Annotated in this window: 16 protein-coding genes and 2 riboswitches; of the genes, 9 read left to right on the top strand and 7 right to left on the bottom strand. The window is 66.4% G+C overall.

The genetic code is table 11. The annotated features are described in order from the left end of the window. Positions 1-148 precede the first annotated feature (148 nt). Positions 149-246: riboswitch (glycine riboswitch) on the bottom strand. A 260-nt stretch (positions 247-506) separates the two neighbouring features. Next, a riboswitch (glycine riboswitch) is annotated at positions 507-607 on the top strand. A gap of 148 nt (positions 608-755) precedes the next feature. The 6 genes from gcvP (at position 756) to AC57BR_RS13410 (ending at position 8,440) form a co-directional block, all read left to right on the top strand. Continuing rightward, positions 756-3,641 carry an aminomethyl-transferring glycine dehydrogenase gene (gcvP, locus tag AC57BR_RS13435; RefSeq protein ID WP_496361335.1) on the top strand — a complete coding sequence of 962 codons (2,886 nt, stop codon included), beginning with the start codon at positions 756-758 and terminating at the stop codon, positions 3,639-3,641. A 10-nt stretch (positions 3,642-3,651) separates the two neighbouring features. Continuing rightward, a complete protein-coding gene (gcvT, locus tag AC57BR_RS13430) occupies positions 3,652-4,776 on the top strand; it encodes a glycine cleavage system aminomethyltransferase GcvT (protein ID WP_496361333.1) in 1,125 nt (374 codons plus the stop codon). 50 nt (positions 4,777-4,826) lie between these two features. Further along, positions 4,827-5,210, top strand: a complete 384-nt coding sequence (gene gcvH / locus AC57BR_RS13425; protein WP_496361331.1) for a glycine cleavage system protein GcvH — start codon at positions 4,827-4,829, stop codon at positions 5,208-5,210. Between the two features lie 143 nt (positions 5,211-5,353). Continuing rightward, entirely contained in the window at positions 5,354-6,781 is a 1,428-nt protein-coding gene (locus AC57BR_RS13420; protein WP_496361329.1) for an L-serine ammonia-lyase, read from the top strand. Between the two features lie 40 nt (positions 6,782-6,821). Beyond that, on the top strand, positions 6,822-7,829 hold the full coding sequence (lipA, locus tag AC57BR_RS13415) for a lipoyl synthase (RefSeq protein WP_496361327.1): 1,008 nt from the start codon (positions 6,822-6,824) through the stop codon (positions 7,827-7,829). A 38-nt stretch (positions 7,830-7,867) separates the two neighbouring features. Next, entirely contained in the window at positions 7,868-8,440 is a 573-nt protein-coding gene (locus AC57BR_RS13410) for an MOSC domain-containing protein (protein ID WP_496361325.1), read from the top strand. A 13-nt stretch (positions 8,441-8,453) separates the two neighbouring features. On the opposite strand, the gene AC57BR_RS13405 is transcribed toward AC57BR_RS13410, so the two are convergent. The 3 genes from AC57BR_RS13405 to hisD are packed head-to-tail and all read right to left on the bottom strand — an operon-like array spanning position 8,454 to position 11,557. Then, positions 8,454-9,419, bottom strand: a complete 966-nt coding sequence (locus AC57BR_RS13405; RefSeq protein ID WP_496361323.1) for a 3-hydroxyacyl-CoA dehydrogenase family protein — start codon at positions 9,417-9,419, stop codon at positions 8,454-8,456. A gap of 33 nt (positions 9,420-9,452) precedes the next feature. Beyond that, positions 9,453-10,199: an SDR family NAD(P)-dependent oxidoreductase gene (locus AC57BR_RS13400; RefSeq protein WP_496361321.1), complete on the bottom strand. Its 747-nt coding sequence runs from the start codon at positions 10,197-10,199 to the stop codon at positions 9,453-9,455. An 11-nt stretch (positions 10,200-10,210) separates the two neighbouring features. Then, a complete protein-coding gene (gene hisD / locus AC57BR_RS13395) occupies positions 10,211-11,557 on the bottom strand; it encodes a histidinol dehydrogenase (RefSeq protein WP_496361319.1) in 1,347 nt (448 codons plus the stop codon). 206 nt (positions 11,558-11,763) lie between these two features. Between hisD and AC57BR_RS13390 the strand changes: the two genes are divergently transcribed. Together AC57BR_RS13390 and AC57BR_RS13385 are read left to right on the top strand one after the other, a co-directional pair. Continuing rightward, entirely contained in the window at positions 11,764-13,116 is a 1,353-nt protein-coding gene (locus AC57BR_RS13390) for an MFS transporter (RefSeq protein WP_496361317.1), read from the top strand. Positions 13,117-13,168: 52 nt separating this feature from the next. Beyond that, a complete protein-coding gene (locus AC57BR_RS13385) occupies positions 13,169-14,191 on the top strand; it encodes a LacI family DNA-binding transcriptional regulator (protein WP_496361315.1) in 1,023 nt (340 codons plus the stop codon). Positions 14,192-14,236: 45 nt separating this feature from the next. Here AC57BR_RS13385 and AC57BR_RS13380 read toward each other — a convergent pair whose 3' ends face one another. From AC57BR_RS13380 to AC57BR_RS13370, 3 genes are read right to left on the bottom strand one after another with little or no spacing between them, the layout of a single operon-like run. Beyond that, complete coding sequence (locus AC57BR_RS13380) at positions 14,237-14,584, bottom strand: GNAT family N-acetyltransferase (RefSeq protein WP_496361313.1); 348 nt, start codon at positions 14,582-14,584, stop codon at positions 14,237-14,239. A gap of 25 nt (positions 14,585-14,609) precedes the next feature. Continuing rightward, a complete protein-coding gene (locus AC57BR_RS13375; RefSeq protein ID WP_496361311.1) occupies positions 14,610-15,623 on the bottom strand; it encodes a pirin family protein in 1,014 nt (337 codons plus the stop codon). A gap of 4 nt (positions 15,624-15,627) precedes the next feature. Beyond that, positions 15,628-16,140 carry a carboxymuconolactone decarboxylase family protein gene (locus AC57BR_RS13370; protein ID WP_496361309.1) on the bottom strand — a complete coding sequence of 171 codons (513 nt, stop codon included), beginning with the start codon at positions 16,138-16,140 and terminating at the stop codon, positions 15,628-15,630. A gap of 244 nt (positions 16,141-16,384) precedes the next feature. On the opposite strand from AC57BR_RS13370, the gene AC57BR_RS13365 reads away from it, so the two are divergent. Continuing rightward, the gene (locus AC57BR_RS13365) at positions 16,385-17,029 is read left to right on the top strand and encodes an NADPH-dependent F420 reductase (protein ID WP_496361307.1); all 645 of its coding nucleotides are present in this window, start codon (positions 16,385-16,387) and stop codon (positions 17,027-17,029) included. Positions 17,030-17,049: 20 nt separating this feature from the next. Here AC57BR_RS13365 and AC57BR_RS13360 read toward each other — a convergent pair whose 3' ends face one another. Further along, positions 17,050-18,078: an ABC transporter substrate-binding protein gene (locus AC57BR_RS13360; RefSeq protein WP_496361305.1), complete on the bottom strand. Its 1,029-nt coding sequence runs from the start codon at positions 18,076-18,078 to the stop codon at positions 17,050-17,052. Between the last annotated feature and the right edge of the window lie 40 nt (positions 18,079-18,118).

Here is an 18,118-nt window from a genome sequence, read left to right as displayed (position 1 = left end):
TAGGAACTCCATCGTTCAAGTGGCCTTGAATGGCCACACTGATTCGGTTCCTCCCCGCTCTGTATGGGACCTGAGAGATTCCGCGGACATGGTCTTCCGCTTGCACCGTCGGTGAGACAGGACGCGCCTGCCTGCTTTCCAGAGTTGCCTCGCCGCGGCGGTACGGGGGCCTGAGAGTTTCCTGGGGAGGGTTTGCTCCTACGGCGCCTGCTGAACGTACCGGCAGGGCTCTCCCGCCGCAGATCGTAAGCATTTTCAATTATGTCGAGAAAAATTTATGCGTACCGGCGGCGCCCGTCTTCCGGCAGGTGCCGGTCGGCGCAGCCCCCGCTGGTACCCGGTTCAGTGTGGTCTCGGTCACGAAGAAATGTCAAACGGCGGCTGGTTCAGTCGCCTCGCCGGCCCGCAGAAAGAAACGGGGGGACATCCGCGCATGGTTGCGATTTGGCCCGGACGGAATTGTCCGGTATCTTGTGATCCGAATCACCCACATCTTCATAGCCTTTCGACCCGTGGCGGGAGAGTCCTCCCAGTCATGCATCGGGCAGGCGCCGTAGGAGCAAATCCTCCCCAGGAATCTCTCAGGCCCCCGTACCGCCGCGGCTAGGCAACTCTGGAAAGCAGTTCGGGTCACCGGGCTCACCGACGGTGCAAGCGGAGAACCATGTCCGCGGAATCTCTCAGGTCCAATACAGAGCGGGGAGGAACCCAAACCATGCCGTGCCACCCGTGGCCGGCCAAACCTGGAGTTCCTCATGACGATTCAATCGCTTCCATCAACCTTTGCCGACCGGCATATCGGCGCCCGCCGCCAGGCCGATATCGACATCATGCTCAAGAACATCGGCTATGACACGGTCGATGGCCTCGTTGATACCGCCGTTCCGGCATCCATCCGCCAGGAGAATGCCCTCCGGCTTAGCGCTGCGCTGAGCGAGGTTGAGGTCCTGGCCGAGCTCCGCCGCCTGGCCGCCAAGAACAAGACCGCCGTGCAGATGATCGGCCAGGGCTACTACGACACGGTGACGCCCCCGGTGATCCGCCGCAACGTCCTGGAAGCACCCGCCTGGTACACCGCGTACACCCCGTACCAGCCGGAGATCTCCCAGGGCCGGCTCGAGGCCCTGTTGAACTTCCAGACCATGGTGCAGGACCTGACCGCGCTGCCGGTCGCCAACGCTTCCCTGCTCGACGAGGCGACCGCCGTCGCCGAGGCCGTGCTGCTGATGCGCCGGGCCAACAAGGCGGCAGGAGCGAAGGACGGCAAGACGGTCCTGGACGCCGACTGCCTCCCCCAGACCGTCGCCGTCGTCAAGGGCCGCGCCGAAGCCCTCGGCTTCGAGGTGGAGGTGGCAGACCTGTCCAACGGGCTTCCCGACGGCGACATCAATGGCGTCGTCCTCCAGCAGCCCGGCGTTTCGGGCCGGGTATGGGACCAGTCCGGCGTTATCGCCGCCGCCAAGGAGCGCGGCGCGCTGGTCACGGTGGCCGCTGACCTGCTGGCCCTGACCCTGATCACGCCTCCGGGCGAGCAGGGCGCGGACATCGCCGTCGGAACCGCCCAGCGCTTCGGGGTGCCGCTGTTCTTCGGCGGTCCGCACGCTGCCTACATGGCAGTGCGCACCGGCATGGAGCGCACGCTCCCGGGCCGCATCGTTGGCGTCTCCAAGGACAACGCCGGCGCCCCCGCCTACCGCCTGGCGCTGCAGACCCGCGAGCAGCACATCCGCCGGGAGAAGGCGACCTCCAACATCTGCACCGCCCAGGCGCTGCTGGCCATCGTGTCGTCCTTTTACGCCGTCTACCACGGTCCCGAGGGCCTGAAGGCAATCGCCGAGACCGTCCACAACAACGCCCGTGTCCTCGCCACCGCGCTCCAGACGGCGGGCCGCGAACTCGTCAGCGGTTCCTTCTTCGACACCCTCACCGTGCGCGTGCCCGGCAAGGCCACCAAGGTCATCACGGCGGCAGAAGCCCGCGGCATCAACCTGCGCCTCATCGACGCGGACACCGTGGGCGTTTCCATTGATGAGACGACGACGGCGGCAACACTTTCCGCTGTAGCCGTCGCCTTCGGCGCCGGTCCGGTAGGGGACGCAGCGGGCTTTGAACTCCCCGAAGCCGTGCGGCGCACCTCCGCGTACCTGCAGCACCCGGTGTTCAACACGCACCGCTCCGAAACCCAGCTGCTGCGTTACATCCGCAAGCTCTCCGACCGCGACCTGGCCCTGGACCGCACCATGATCCCGCTGGGCTCCTGCACTATGAAGCTGAACGCCACGGCCGAGATGGAGGCCATTTCCTGGCCTGAGTTCGCCTCGATCCACCCGTTCGCCCCGGATTCCCAGACCGAGGGATGGCGTGAACTGATCGCCGACCTCGAGGCGCAGCTGACCGAGATCACCGGCTACGACCAGGTGTCCATCCAGCCCAACGCCGGATCCCAGGGCGAGCTCGCAGGGCTCCTGGCCATCCGCGGCTATCATCTGTCCCGCGGCGACGAGCAGCGCAATATCTGCCTGATCCCCGCCTCGGCGCACGGCACCAACGCTGCCTCGGCCGTGCTGGCCGGCATGAAAGTGGTCGTCGTGGCCACCGCCGCCGACGGCACGATTGACCACGCGGACCTGTACGCGAAGATCGAGGCGCACAAGGATGCGCTCTCCTGCATCATGATCACCTACCCGTCCACGCACGGCGTGTACGACGCTGACGTCCGCGAGGTCTGCGACGCCATCCATGCGGCCGGCGGCCAGGTGTACATCGACGGGGCCAACCTCAACGCGCTCGTCGGGCTGGCGCAGCCGGGCAAGTTCGGCGGCGACGTGTCCCACCTGAACCTGCACAAGACCTTCTGCATCCCGCACGGCGGCGGCGGACCCGGCGTCGGCCCGGTCGCGGCCAAGGCGCACCTGGCCCCCTTTATGCCGGGCGATGCGAACAAGGCCGCGCATGAGGCGGGCAGTGCCGGATTAACGGGCGTCGCGATCAGCGCGTCGCGGTTCGGTTCAGCGGGCGTGCTGCCCATCTCCTGGGCCTACGTGAAGCTGATGGGCGGCAGCGGCCTGACCGAGGCCACCAAGTCTGCGCTGCTCGCGGCGAACTATGTCGCGTCCCGGCTGAATGAGTTCTTCCCGGTCCTCTACACGGGGGACAGCGGGCTGGTGGCGCACGAGTGCATCCTGGACCTGCGCGAGCTCACGGCCCGGACCGGCGTCACCGCCGAGGACGTGGCCAAGCGCCTGATCGACTACGGCTTCCACGCGCCCACCCTGGCGTTCCCGGTGGCCGGTACCCTGATGGTCGAACCCACCGAGTCCGAGGACCTGGCCGAGATCGACCGGTTCATCGACGCGATGATCACCATCCACGCCGAAATCGAGCAGGTCGCCAGCGGCGACTTCTCCGTGGAGAACTCCCCGCTGCGCAACGCACCCCACACGGCAGCCGCCGTCGTCAGTTCCACCTGGGGCCGTTCCTACCCGCGCGAGCAGGCCGCTTTCCCTGTGCCCTCACTCAGGCAGGACAAGTACTTCCCGCCGGTAGGCCGCATCGACGGCGCAGCCGGCGACCGCAACCTGGTCTGCTCCTGCCCGCCCCTCGAAGCGTTCGAGGACAACACAGCAGCCTTCGAAAACTAAGGACTCTCCCATGACCGAGAACTACACCGCCCTCTACGACCAGCACAAAAAGTCCGGCGCCTCCTTCACCGACTTCGGTGGCTGGCAGATGCCGCTCAAGTACACCTCCGAGCTCGCCGAACACCATGCCGTGCGCAACGCGGCAGGCCTGTTCGACCTGTCCCACATGGGCGAAGTCTGGGTGACCGGCCCGGATGCCGGCGCTTTCCTGGACTACGCCCTGGCCGGCAAGCTGTCCGCAATCGCCGTCGGCAAGGCCAAGTACTCACTGATTTGCGACGCCGACGGCGGCATCATCGATGACCTGATCTCGTACCGGCGTGGCGAGGATAAGTACCTGGTGGTCCCCAACGCCGGCAACGCCAGGGTGGTGGCCGCGGCTCTGGTCGAACGGGCCGCCAACTTCGACGTCGTCGTGGAGGACGCCTCCGCAGAGACCTCGCTGATCGCGGTGCAGGGGCCTAACGCGGCAGCAATCCTGCTGACCCTGGTCCCCACCGAACAGCACACGCTGGTCACTGAACTGAAGTACTACGCCGCCGTCGAGGTGGAAATTAACGGACAGGACCTGCTCTTGGCCCGCACGGGCTACACCGGCGAGGACGGCTTCGAGATCTACATCCCGAACGAGGATGCTGCCGGACTGTGGGAAGCTCTTCTGGAAGTTGGCGAAGGCCACGGTCTCATTCCCGCAGGTCTCGCCTGCCGTGACTCGCTCCGGCTGGAAGCCGGCATGCCGCTCTACGGCAACGAACTCTCGCGTCAGGTCAATGCCTATGCGGCGGGTTTGGGCCCGGTGGTGTCGCTGGCCAAGGAAAGCGACTTCGTGGGCAAGGAGGCGCTGGCCGCAATCAAGGCAGCCGGCGTCGGTTCCACCATTGGCCAAAAGCTCGTGGGCCTCAAAGGCCTGGGCCGCCGCGCCGCCCGCGGCCACTACCCGGTGCTCAATGAAGGCATGCTGATCGGCGAGGTCACCTCCGGCCAGCCCTCCCCCACCCTCGGCTATCCGGTGGCGATGGCGTATGTCGACGTCGAGCATTCCGAAGTGGGCACGGTCCTGGACGTCGACCTGCGCGGCAAGGCTGAGCCCTTCGAAGTGGTGGCCCTCCCGTTCTACAAGCGAACCGCTGGCTGAGCCTTTCGTAACCAAGCACCAACAGACTGTCAAACGTAAAGGAAAGTCAGATGAGCAAAGTTGTTTCTGAACTGAAGTACTCCGCTGAGCACGAATGGGTTGCTGCCGACGGGGCGGGGCCGGTGGGGATCGGCATTTCCGCTGTCGCGGCCGACGCCCTGGGCGACATCGTCTACGTGGACCTGCCCGAGGTCGGCGCCACCGTCACGGCAGGCGAAACCTGCGGCGAGGTCGAATCCACCAAGTCCGTCTCCGACCTGTACGCGCCGGTGACCGGTGAAGTGACCGAGATCAATGACGGCGTCGTCGCCGATCCGGCGCTGATCAACAGCGATCCCTATGGCGCCGGCTGGCTGTTCAAGGTGGCCGTCACCGAAGAGGGTCCGCTGATGTCGGCCGAAGAGTACGCAACAGCCAACGGCGGCGAACTGTAACTCCCCTCCCAGGAATGGAGTTTTTGTACAGATATCGCGAGTTCGAGGCCCTTTAGGTCCCGATATCTGTACAAAAACTCCACCACCGGCAAGTCCACCTCCCCAGCCCGAACCGACCACAACTCTCCAGTTAGGAACCGACCATGGCTGTTGGCGTCTTTGACCTGTTTTCCATTGGGATTGGCCCTTCGTCCTCGCACACCGTTGGGCCGATGCGGGCTGCGGCGGTGTTCTCCGAGGAGCTTAAGGCGTCCGGCAAGTTGCAGGACGTGGCGTCGCTGCGGGTGGACCTGTACGGCTCGCTCGCGGCGACCGGGCACGGGCACGGAACCATGACGGCGATCCTGCTCGGCCTGGAGGGCTTCCACCCCGAGCTGATCCTTCCCGGTGAGGTGGAGGAGCGGCTTGCCGCCATCGCCGAAACCGGAACGCTGCAGCTGGCCGGCGCCGGCGATGGGAAGGGCGTTCCGCTGCCCTACGGCGTGAAGGACATGGTCCTGCGGCCGCTGACCGTGCTGCCGAGGCACACCAACGGCATGACGTTCGCCGTGTCCGACGCCGAGGGGACCGTGCTTCACGAGGCGACGTTCTTCTCCGTGGGCGGCGGGTTCATTGTCCGCGAGGGCGAGGAGGACGCTGCCCTGAAGGAGCTCGCCGAGTCCAAGAAGGAGCTGCCTTTGCCGTTCCGCACCGCCGCGGAGCTGCTGGAGCACTGCGGCGCCCAGGGCCTGTCCATCGGTGAGGTCATGCTGGTCAACGAGCGCGCCTCGCGGTCTGAGGAGGACATCCGGGAGGGCCTGCTGCACATCTATTCGGTGATGGAGGCCTGCGTGGCGGTCAGCCTGAAGCGCGAGGGGCTGCTGCCCGGCGGACTGAAGGTCCGCCGTCGTGCGCCGGACTGGCATGAACGCCTCCTGAAGGAGGGCCGGGACCATGATCCCGACTACCGGGACCCGAAGTACTGGCAGGAGTGGGTGAACCTGATCGCGCTGGCGGTCAACGAGGAGAACGCGTCCGGCGGGCGGGTGGTGACTGCGCCGACGAACGGCGCCGCCGGCATCATCCCGGCCGTCCTCTACTACGCGCTGCATTTCGCCCCGGGCATGGACCAGGCGACCCAGGAAGACCGCGACGACGTGGTGGTGCGTTTCCTGCTCACCGCCGGGGCCGTCGGGGTGCTTTATAAGGAGCAGGCGTCCATTTCCGGTGCGGAGGTGGGCTGCCAGGGTGAGGTGGGCTCGGCGTCGTCGATGGCGGCTGCCGGGCTTGCCGAGGTCATGGGCGGCACACGGGCGCAGGTGGAGAACGCCGCCGAGATCGCCATGGAGCACAACCTGGGCCTGACGTGTGACCCGATCGGCGGGCTGGTCCAGGTCCCCTGCATTGAGCGGAATGCGATCGCGGCAGCGAAGGCCATCAACGCGGCCAAGATGGCGTTGTGGGGCGACGGCTCGCACCGGGTCTCGCTGGACGAGGTCATCGTGACCATGCGCGAGACCGGCAAGGACATGAGCTCCAAATACAAGGAAACCGCGATGGGCGGCCTCGCCGTCAACGTCGTGGCCTGCTGATTCAGCAGTCCTACTGATTTAGTAACAGGGAAAGAGAACAATGACACTGGCACCAGAAGGCCGGAAAATGCTGCGGATCGAGCAGCGCAATGCGGCCACCCCGGTAGAACGCAAACCGGACTGGATCAAGGCCAAGGTCCAGATGGGCCCGGAATTCGTCCAGCTCAAGAACCTGGTCAAGAAGGAAGGCCTGCACACCGTCTGCGAAGAGGCCGGCTGCCCCAACATCTTCGAATGCTGGGAAGACAAGGAAGCCACCTTCCTGATCGGCGGCTCCGAATGCACCCGCCGCTGCGACTTCTGCCAGATCGACACCGGCAAACCCTCCCCCGTGGACAGGTTCGAACCCACCAAGGTGGCCCGCTCCGTCCAGGCCATGCAGCTGCGCTACGCCACCGTCACCGGCGTGGCCCGCGACGACCTCGCAGACGAAGGCGTCTGGCTCTACGCCGAAACGGTCCGCAAGATCCACGAACTGAACCCCGGCACCGGCGTCGAACTCCTGATCCCGGACTTCTCCGGCAAACCCGAACACATCGCCGCGATCTGCGACTCCAAACCAGAAGTGTTCGCCCACAACGTCGAAACCGTGCCAAGGATCTTCAAGCGCATCCGCCCCGCGTTCCGCTACGAACGCTCCCTGGACGTCATCACCCAGGGCCGGAACCTGGGCATGGTCACCAAGTCCAACCTGATCCTGGGCATGGGCGAAACCCGCGAGGAGATCTCCGAAGCCCTGAAGGACCTGCACCAGGCCGGCTGCGACCTGATCACCATCACCCAGTACCTGCGCCCCTCCGAACGCCACCTCCCCGTGGACCGCTGGGTCAAGCCGCAGGAATTCGTGGACCTCGCCACCGAAGCCGAGGAAATCGGCTTCCTCGGCGTCATGTCCGGCCCCCTGGTCCGCTCCTCCTACCGTGCCGGCCGGCTCTGGGCCACCGCCATGCGCAAAAAGGGCTGGGAAATCCCCGCCGAACTCGCCCACATCGAATCCTCCGGCACCACCCGCCAGGAAGCCAGCTCCCTGCTCGCAGCACACCACTAGCACCAGAGCCGGCCCGGTCACGGGTATAGCGTTGGTGCATGACGCCAACCTACCGGTACGACGTGGACGTGCTGCATCTGCTCGTTTCGCCGTCGCACGCCTATTTCGGCCGCGCGAGGGACGGCGCCGCCGATGTGCCGACGGCGGATGCCGACCGGGTGGAGATCGTGGCCGGTAAAGGAATCGTCGGGGACCGGTTCTTCGGCAAGGCGGCGCACATGGACGCGGCGGTCACACTGTTCGCCGTCGAGGCCCTCGAAGCCATGGCTGCGGACTTGAACGCCGGCCCCTTCGACCCGCTGCTGACCCGGCGCAACGTGGTCCTCAGGGGCGCGCACCTGGCCCCGCTCCTGGGCCAGGAGTTCACGCTGGAATCCCAAGGGGACCCAGTGCGGTTCAAAGGGGGCCGGCCCGCCCACCCATGCGCGTGGATGGACAGGATGCTCGCCCCCGGAGCGCATGCCGCCATGCGGGGGCGCGGGGGCATGCGCTGCCAGGCGCTTTCCGACGGCGTGCTGCACCGCGGGCCTGCGGTGCTGGTCAGCCCGGTGCCGCTGGAGCCCGGACAGGCAGGCACTCCGAGCGTGCTGCGGCCGGGCCGGCTGCCTTAGCGCACAGCCGAGGCTACAGGGCTGGCGCCTCTCCAAGCTCTGCCCGGAGCTGGGACAGCCGGGCGTAGGCGCTGTCACGATACGCCACGAGTTCCTCCCTGCCGGCCGGATCGATGTCCAGGAACCCGCGGCCGGTTTTCAGCCCGAGGTTCCCTTCCTCCACCGTGGCAGCCAGCGCCGCGGGCGGGGAAAAGCGTTCGCCGTAGGCCTTTTCCAGGGTCCGGTAGGAGGATTCGTACACGTCCAGTCCGGCCATGTCACCGATGGCGAAGGGCCCGAACAGGGCGAGCCGGAACCCGAACGTGTTGCTGACCACCGCATCGATCTGGGACGGGGTGGCGACGCCTTCTTCTACGATCCGGGCCGCTTCCTTGTACAGCGCGAACTGCAGCCTGTTGGCAACGAATCCCGGGGTGTCTGCCACCCGCGCCGGCGCCTTGCCGAGGCCCCGGATGAGTTCTTCCGCGAGGTCCATGGCCTGGGGCGAGGTCTGCGGTCCCGGAATGAGTTCGACACCGGGGATGAAGGGCGCCGGATTCATCCAGTGCACACCGAGGAAACGCTCGGGGCCCGTGACGGATGCTGCCAGTTCCCCGATCGGAATGGCTGAGGTGTTGGACGCGATGATTGCCCCTGCCGGCGCGGCAGACGAGATGCGCCGCAGGATATCCGCCTTGATGACCGGGTCCTCCGGGACTGCCTCGGCGACGTAGTCCGCCGTCGAGACAGCACCCTCAATGCTGGCGGCAGCGGCAAGGTTGGCCCCAATGGTTACAGCGGCGCCGGCAGGCAGCAGCCCCCTGGCCTCAAAGTCCCGGGCCTGGTCCACGAGGCGGACGCGGGCGCGCTCGGCGATCTCGCCGTCGACGTCGCCCAAGGCTACTTTGTAACCGTGCAAAGCCAGGACCTGGGCTATGCCGCCGCCCATGTAGCCGGCACCAACCACTGCCGTGGCCGCGATGGTCTGCGTGATTTCCATGTTGCTGCTCCTATATAGAGGCCGGTGGGTGGGTCAGCGGATCGTGTAGCCGCCGTCGATAGTCAGCGTGTGGCCGGTGATGAGCGACGCCGCGTCGCTGAGGAGGAACGCCACCCCGCCGGCGATGTCTTCGGGTTCCCCGAAGCGGCCGGCCGGGATCCGGGACAGCAGCTCATTGGCCCAGTCCGGCCTGCTGAGCGTCGACGCCGTCAGTTCCGTCCGCACGAACGTGGGGGCGACGGCATTCACGCGGATTCCCGCGGCGGCCCATTCCAGGGCCAGGACCTTGGTGAGGTGGATCATCCCGGCTTTGCTGGTGCCGTACGCCGCCCGTTCCTCGATTCCCACGATCCCGGCCTGGGAGGCGATGTTGACAATGGCGCCGCGGGTGCCGGCGTCCACCCAGCGCCGCGCCAGTGCCGTGGTCAGGAAGAACGTGCCCTTGAGGTTGGTGTCAAAGACGGTGTCCCAGTCGTCTTCCGTGAGCTCCAGGGCAGGCTTAGGCACGTTGACGCCGGCATTGTTGACGAGCAGGTCGATGCCGCCGCTGGCCTGCTGAAGCGATTCGATAAACCCCTCGACGGTCCTGGTGTCGGTGACGTCCACCGCCAGGGGCGGGGTTCCGTAACGCTCGCTGATCTGCTTGGCCGTTTCGGCATCGCGGCTGGTTCCGTAGACGGTGGCGCCGGACTCGGCGAGGCCATCAGCGATGGCCTTGCCGAGCCCGCGTCCCGCACCCGTGACCAGGGCTTTTTTGCCGTCCAGCCGGAAGTTCGGCACGTGAGGTCCTCTTAGCTGTCGAAGGTGTGCTCGGACCAGGGCAGTGACGTGCCGCGGTACTTCGCTGCGCGCACGTCTCCGGACCGTGCGTGGCCTTCAAACCGCTCCACCCTCGACGCGCGGCCGCAGAGTTCGCCGAAGAAGGCGCTCGATTCGGTGTTGGTCACCTCCTGGTAGGTGACGGTGCGGAGGTACTTGCCTACCCAGAGGCCGCCGGTGTAGCGGGCCGCGCCGCGGGTGGGCAGCACATGGTTGGTGCCGATTACCTTATCGCCGTAGGAGACACACGTTCCCTCACCCAGGAACAGGGCGCCGTAGTCGTGCATCTTGTCGAGTGCCTCGCGCGGGTTTTGGGTCAGGATCTGGACGTGCTCGTAGGCGTACTCATCGGCCAGGGCGTAGGCGTCGTCCAACGTATCAACCACGTGCACGGCACCCCAGTCGCGCCAGGCGGCCCCGGCGTAGTCGCGGGTGGGCATGTCCACCAGGATCGTGTCGATGTGCTCCATGACCTTGCGGCCCAGGTCCTCGCTCGTGGTGATCAGGACGGCCGGGGAGTCGGGTCCGTGCTCGGCCTGGGAGAGAAGGTCGACGGCGACAATGAACGGATCGGCGTGTTCATCGGCGACGATCAGGACTTCGGTAGGTCCGGCGAAGAGGTCGATGCCGACCTCGCCGAAGAGCTGGCGCTTGGCCTCGGCGACGAAGGCGTTGCCCGGCCCGGCCAGCATGTTCACCGGCTTGATGGTCTCGGTGCCGATTGCCAGCGCTGCCACGGCTTGGATGCCGCCCAGCAGGTAGATCTCGTCGGCGCCAGCCAGGTACATCGCGGCCACGGTGGCGTCCGGAACTTCCCCCTGGATGAGCGGGGTGCATGCCGCCACGCGCTCTACCCCGGCCACCTTGGCGGTGACGATGGTCATGTGGGCGCTGGCGAGGAGCGGGTATTTGCCGCCGGGGATGTAGGCGCCGGCAGCCTGGACGGGAACGTTCTTCTGCCCCAGGAAAACGCCGGGGAGGGTCTCGATTTCAAAGTCGGACAGCGACTCCAGCTGCTTCTGGGCCATCACGCGGACCTGCTGCTGGACGAACTTGATGTCCTCGATGACCTGCTCCGGAACCCTGGCCATGATCTCGTCGAGCTGTTCCTGGCTGAGCAGGAAGGATTCGGGGGCGTGCTTGTCGAACTTGGCGGAGTACTCGCGGACGGCCTCGTCGCCGCGCTCCCGGATGTCTGCAATGACGGCTTCCACAGTGGCGCGGACCTCGGGGGTGCTCCCCCGGGCCACGCTGTTGCGGGCGGGCTCCTTCAGCAGGGTGGAGTCCACGCCGGTGGTAAGTGCTGTTGTAACGGTCATCAGGGTTTGCCTTTCCATCTTCGTCGATGGGCGACCTATGGAGCGCCCGGGCCAGCCCCGCAGGACCGGATGATCATCGAGTGTATACGTATACATATTTCGCCACAAGGGGTTGTTTCAGCTTTTTGCATACGTATACACTGCTAGTCACGAGCCAGCCGGTGTGGCTGGGCTCACTGTCCGGACGAAGACAAAGGAGTCTCTAAATGAGCGCCCCCGTGACAACCCCGACACCGCCGGTGATCGATCCGAAGATGCGCCGCAAGGCGCTGGTTTCCTCAGTGCTTGGCAGCTGCATCGAGTGGTACGACTTTTACGTTTATGGCGTTGCCGCCGCCATCATTCTCAACAGCCAGTTCTTCCCGCAGGTGAGCCCGTTCGCCGGCATCCTGCTGTCGTTCAGCACCTATGCGATCGGCTTTGCCGCCCGCCCTGTCGGCGGAATAATTTTTGCCCACTTCGGCGACCGGCTGGGCCGGAAGAAGATGCTCATGGCTACGCTCGGCCTCATGGGTGCCGGCACCTTCCTGATTGGCTGCCTGCCAAACTTCGCCACCATCGGCATCGCGGCGCCCATCCTCCTGGTCCTGCTGCGGATCATCCAGGGCATCGGCGTCGGCGGCGAATGGGGCGGGGCTGCCCTCATGGCCACCGAATACGCCCCTGCCAAACGCCGGGGTTTCTTCGGCTCCTGGCCGCAGATCGGCGTTCCGGCAGGTACGCTGCTGGCCAACGGCGCGTTCTTCATCATGGGCGGCCTGATCTCCCCCGAGGACTTCATGGCCTGGGGCTGGCGCATCCCGTTCCTGGTTTCCATCCTGCTGGTGGTGCTGTCCTTCTACATCCGCCGCAACGTGGACGAGTCCCCGGCCTTCGAAGAGATCAAGCGCAAGGGCGAAATCGAGAAACTGCCGGTGGTCAAGGTCATCAAGACCCGCCCGCTGACCATCCTCAAGGTCATCATGATGCGGTTCGCGGAGAACGCGAACTACTACATTTACACCACGTTCCTGCTGGCCTACGGCCCGGCAATTCTGCTGGAAAAGAACAGCATTCTGCTGGCCACCATGATCATGGCCGGCCTGGGCATCTTCTCCATTCCCTTCTGGGGCTGGGTTTCGGACCGCTGGGGCCGCCGCTACACGGTGCTGGCCGGCGCAGGAACCATGCTCCTGATGGCCTTTCCGTTCTTCTGGGCCGTGCAGACGGGCGACTTCTTCATGGTCCTCCTGGTCCTCATCCTCACCTGCAACGTCGGCCGGGACCTCTGCTACTCGGTGGAACCTGCCTACTTCACCGAACTCTTCGAACCCAAGCTCCGCTACTCCGGAGCATCGGTCGGTCCGCAGGTGGCCGCAGTCTTCGCCGGCGGCTTCGCGCCGCTGATCGCCACGGCGCTTATCGGCCCGGACTTCGACCGGTACTGGCTGGTTGCGCTGTACATGATCGCGACGTCGGTCATCACCATCGTCGGCGCGCTCTGGTCTCCGGAGACGGCGCCCCGCGTCCGGCTGCGGCGCGGCCTGAGCGCCGAGCACGATCCCACAACAGGCCGGTAGGCTGACATGAACGCGCCGGCGCCAGCCGCAGGAAAACAAGGAGAACGCCCCGATGGTCACAAGCCGTGATGTCGCAGAACTGGCGGGCGTTTCACAGGCCACAGTGTCCCGGGTGATGTCCTCCCCCGCGAAGCTGTCTCCGGCCACCCGCGCCCGTGTGCAGGCGGCCATGGAGACGCTGGGCTACGTGCCCCATGCCGGCGCGCAGGCCATGAAAACCAGGCGGACGAATTCCATCGGCGTCGTGGTCGCCGACCTGACCAATCCGTTCTACCCGGAGGTTCTGGACGAACTTAGCCGGGAGCTGGACACGGCAGGTTTCCGCGTCGTCATCTGGAACGCCGGGGGCGGCAGCCACCACGACGCGCTGAAAGCCATCCGGGAACACGCCGTCGACGGCGTCATCTTCACGACGGCGACCGAGGACTCCGTCGAGTTGCAGGCAGCCATTGAGAAGAAGAGCCCGATCGTTCTCATCAACCGAGTGGTGGAAGGCCTGGACTGCGACCAGGTCACCAGCAGCAACACCGAGGGGGGCGCCGCCGTCGCCGATTACCTCCTGGACAACGGCCGGACCCGGGTGGCCTTCATCGGCGGCGCTGAAAACGCCAGCACGTCACGTGAGCGCGCCCAGGGCTTCCTGGACAGGATGGCCGAGCGGGGCCACGGCGTGCCGGAACACTTCCGCTTCCATGGCGGGTTCTCCCACGACGTCAGCGCGCAGGTCATGAACCGCCTGCTCGCCCGCGCGGACCGGCCACAGGCCGTCTTCTGCGCCAATGACCTGATGGCCTTCGGTGCCCTCGACGCCCTCCGGGCCAACCGGCTCCCGGCGCAGGACTGCTGGGTCATTGGCTACGACGACGTCGACATGGCGGCCTGGGATTCGTTCAGCCTCACCACGGTGCGCCAGCCCAGCCGCGAAATGGCCCGCGTGGGAGCGCGGATGCTGCTGGACCGCATCCATGCGCCCGGGGAGCCGCCGCGCAGGGTGAATTTTCCATGCGACCTCATCGTCCGCGGCAGCACCGGACGTGCCGAGGCCGCCGCACGCGACAGACCGGCGGGGCCGTAGCTGCGCTCTTCGCCAGGCGGCGCGGGCAGCGAACGCTGCAGTCCGCTACCGCTGCGCGTTCTCGAGGGCGGCGAGGTGCTCGGGGTGCACGGCGGCGGCGCGCTGCTGGTAGTCCGGGTGCTTGCGCAGCCAGAGCTTGACGTACGGGCAGACTGGCACGACCGCGATGCCGGCGTCCAGCGTATCGTCCAGGGCATCCTGGACCAGGCGCGCGGCAAGGCCCTGGCCGGCGTAGTCCTCGCTGACGGTCGTGTGGTAAAAAATCCGTTCGGGCCCGTGTCCGCCGTCATACGGCAGGTAGTGCGCCTTGCCGATGACGGTGTCGCCGTCGCGGAGCTCGTAGCGGCGGCGCTGCGGTGCGTTCTGGACGGTCAGGGTTGTTTGCTGTTCCACGAGTCCTCCTGGGTTGGATGGTCGGTTAGCCGCGGGGACGAAGCCGGGCGTTGGGCAAAGCTGGGGCTGGAAGCGGCGCTGGATAGCCTTCCGGGAACGGCCCGAAACGGGGGAACGGGGCACCGTCCGGGTAGGTACCGCCGGCAGGAGAGTCGGCGCGCTCGGCGCCGATCTCTGCCTGCCAGGCCGCGCGGTAGGCGACCACTTCCTCGTGGGTGCGCCCGACAAAGTTCCACCACATGACAATCTGTTCGCCAAGAGGCTCTCCGCCGAGGATCAGCACGCGGGCCGGTGACTGCCCGGCCTCCAGCAGGATCCTGCTCCGCCCCGGGCGCAGATAGTGCAGGTGGTCCACCGCCATAGGCGTCCCGTCGACTGAAACGTCGCCGGTGTCGAGCAGGATTCCATGCTCGAAGGACGGGTCCAGGTCCAGCTCGAGCCGTCCGCCGGCATGCAGCACGGCCTCGGCGCCCAGCAGCGGCGGCGTGTAGGTGGTGACGGGCGAGGACGACCCCGCCAGCGAGCCGAGGAAGACCCGCAGCTCGCTGCCTTCTCCCTGCACGGGTTCCGGGGCATAGTGCTGGAAGGTCGGGGCCATGTTCCTGGTTTCCTCCGGCAGGGCATACCAGAGCTGGGCGCCGTGAAGGACGCCAGTATCCGGGGTTGAGAACTCCTGGTGCGAGATCCCACGCCCGGCGATCATCAGGTTGACCTCTCCGGGGCGGACGATTGCCTCGTACCCGGCCGAGTCGCGGTGGGCGACGTTGCCGGTGAACAGCCAGCTCACCGTCGCCAGGCCCGTGTGGGGATGGCGCGGGACCTTCATACCCCCTGATTCCGGGACGAGGTCCGGGCCGTAGTGGTCCAGGAAGCACCAGGCGCCGATGAGGCTGCGCTGTTTCTGGGGAAGGGTCCGCCGCACCGGCATGGCGCGGGGCCCGCCCAAAGGAACCATCCGGGGTGCCAGGAATTCCACCGCTTCCGCGTGGTCCCCCTCGGTGCACACGATTTCCTCGGGGAAGGTCTCCAGGTTACTCATGCCATCACGCCACAGACGCGCTGTGGACAGGGACCCGGCTCTCGGGGACGTTCCCCGCAGCCGGCCGCGGCCGGACGGGGTGGCCACTGAGGATGGAAACCCGGTTGAAGGCGTTCATCGTGACCGCACACCACTGCAGGGCGGAGTACTGCGCCTCGGTAAGCGCCGCACGGGCCGAGGCGAGTTCGGCAAAGGAATTTCCGTCGTGATGCAGGACCGTGACGGCCTCACCGATGGCGAGGGCGGCGCGTTCCGTCTCACTGAAGACAGCCGTCTCCCGCCACGCGGGCAACACAGCCAACTGCTGCTCACTCACCCCGGCTTCCCGGGCGAGCCGGCCGTGAAGGTCCAGGCAGTAGGCGCAACCGTTGATTTGCGAAACCCGGACATTGAGCAGTTCCACGACAGTCCTGCCCAGCCCAGCTGCTTCCGCGGAGCCGGCAACCTTCAGGGCCACACCGTTCAGGGCCTTCCAGCTGCCGGGATCGGACTTGTCCAGGAAAAACGGGTCGCGCATGGCACTCCTTAGTACGGCGTCGCACCGACGGCCGGCGCAGCATCCCGGCTCCGCCGGCCCAGACTCGGGACCGGCAGCACCAGGATCATCCTTTCAACAATGCAGCTTCCGGGGCAACGGAAGATTTCATTGACGCTTCAACCGCACTAGGAGGAGACTGGAGCGGAGCTTGAACAAACACGTTCGGGCAGCATGCTCAAGATCAGTGAATCTCCTGTTCCACCGCTTTGGAAGGAAGAGCAAAATGACTGACATCACCATCATCGGCACCGGCAACATGGCCCGCGGTCTGGCAACCCGCGCGATCGCGGGCGGCAAAAGCGTCCAGCTCCTCGCCCACGACGACAAAGCCAAGGCCGACGCCCTCGCAGCGGAACTCGGCGGCCAGGTCACCACAGGCGTGCTGGGCGACGAGCTCAGCGGCGGCATCGTGATCCCCGCCGTGTACTTCGATCCCGCCAAGGACGTGGTGGCCAAATTGGGCAATGCACTCGACGGCAAGGTGTACGTGGACATCACCAACCCTGTGGACACGTCCACCTTCGAAGGCCTCAGCGTCCCTGAAGGCAGCTCCGCAGCCGAAGAGCTCCAGAAAACCACCGGAGCCAAAGTGGTGAAGGCCTTCAACACCACCTTCGCCACTACCCTGGCCGCCGGTGATGTGGCAGGCCAGCAGCTCGACGTCCTCATCGCGGGCGACGACGAGGACGCCGTGCGCGCCGTGGCGGAGTTCGCGTCAGCGGGCGGCCTCCGGCCGATCGTCGTCGGCCCGCAACGCCGCGCCCGGCAGCTCGAGCAGGCCGGATTCCTCCATATTCTTCTTTCCGCCAACGAGCAGCTCCCAGAGTTCCAGTGGAACTCCGCGCTCAAGGTGGTCCCTGCATCCTGAACCGATCGATTGCGTCGAAACTAACTCTTCGGCAGGCCTGCCGGGTTCAGTTCCGACTTGGCGACGGCCTCGGATGACAGGCCCCAGCGGTCCAGGATCTTGCCGTAGGTACCGTCCTCGATCAGGTGGTTCAGGCCGGCCTGCGCAGCTGCAGCGAACCCGTTGCCCTTCTTGGTGGTGGCGGCGATGCTCGCCTTCAGCGGCCAGCCGCCGTCCACCAGGCCCACCAGCTTGGTCTTCTCGTCGGTCGCGGCTTTATAGGCGGCGGTGGCGTTCGGGCCGAACGTCAGGTCCGCGCGGCCGGACTGCAGCGCAAGGTTCGAGGCGGAGTCGTCGTCGTAGTACTGGAACTCGACCGGCTTCAGCCCCTTGGCCTTGTTCTCCTCGTCCCAGCGCAACAGGATGGATTCCTGGTTGGTGCCCGAGCCGACAATGACGCGCTTGCCGGCGACGTCCGCGGCGGATTCGACCTTGGTGATGCCGCTGTCGCTCTTGGCGTAGAACCCGAGCTTGTCGTCCCGATAGCTGGCGAAGTCGAACTTGAGTTTGCGTTCCTCCGTCACGGTGACGTTGGAGAGGACGGCCTCGTACTTGCCAGATTCGACGCCGAGGGGCCAGTCCGCCCAGGCGGTCGGAACGATCTGGGCCTCCAGCCCCAGCGACTGGGCCAGTGCGACGGCGATGTCCACCTCGTTGCCCACCGGCGTCTTGTTGTCGGTGGCGTAAACCGCCAGCGGCGGAGCGAACGGACTGACGGCAACCGTCAGCTTCCCGTCCTTCTTGATGGCTTCCGGAACCAGCGCCGCAGCGGCCTCGTCCACGGTGACGGGAACGCGGTTCTGCTCGGGCGTCAGGTTGAACGTCTTGGCCGCCGACGCAGCGGCGGCAGGCGCGTTCGAGGACGCTGCACCCCCGGCAGCTGCAGCCCCGGGATCGGAGCAGGCGGAAAGCGCCAGCAGGCTGCTGGCGGCGAGGGCCAGGCCCACCCCCGGCCTCAGTGCGCCTGCACGGGTCTTGAGAGTGCGGGACGGAAGAGACTGACGATTCATTGGTGGCCCCTAAAGAAGTAGTGAATGCGAAGGATGTGGC

This window comes from Arthrobacter sp. BGA-UO-ETr-C19, assembly GCF_059568005.1.
Note: the sequence above shows the minus strand (reverse complement) of the source record. Positions and strands in the feature narration are given on the sequence as shown.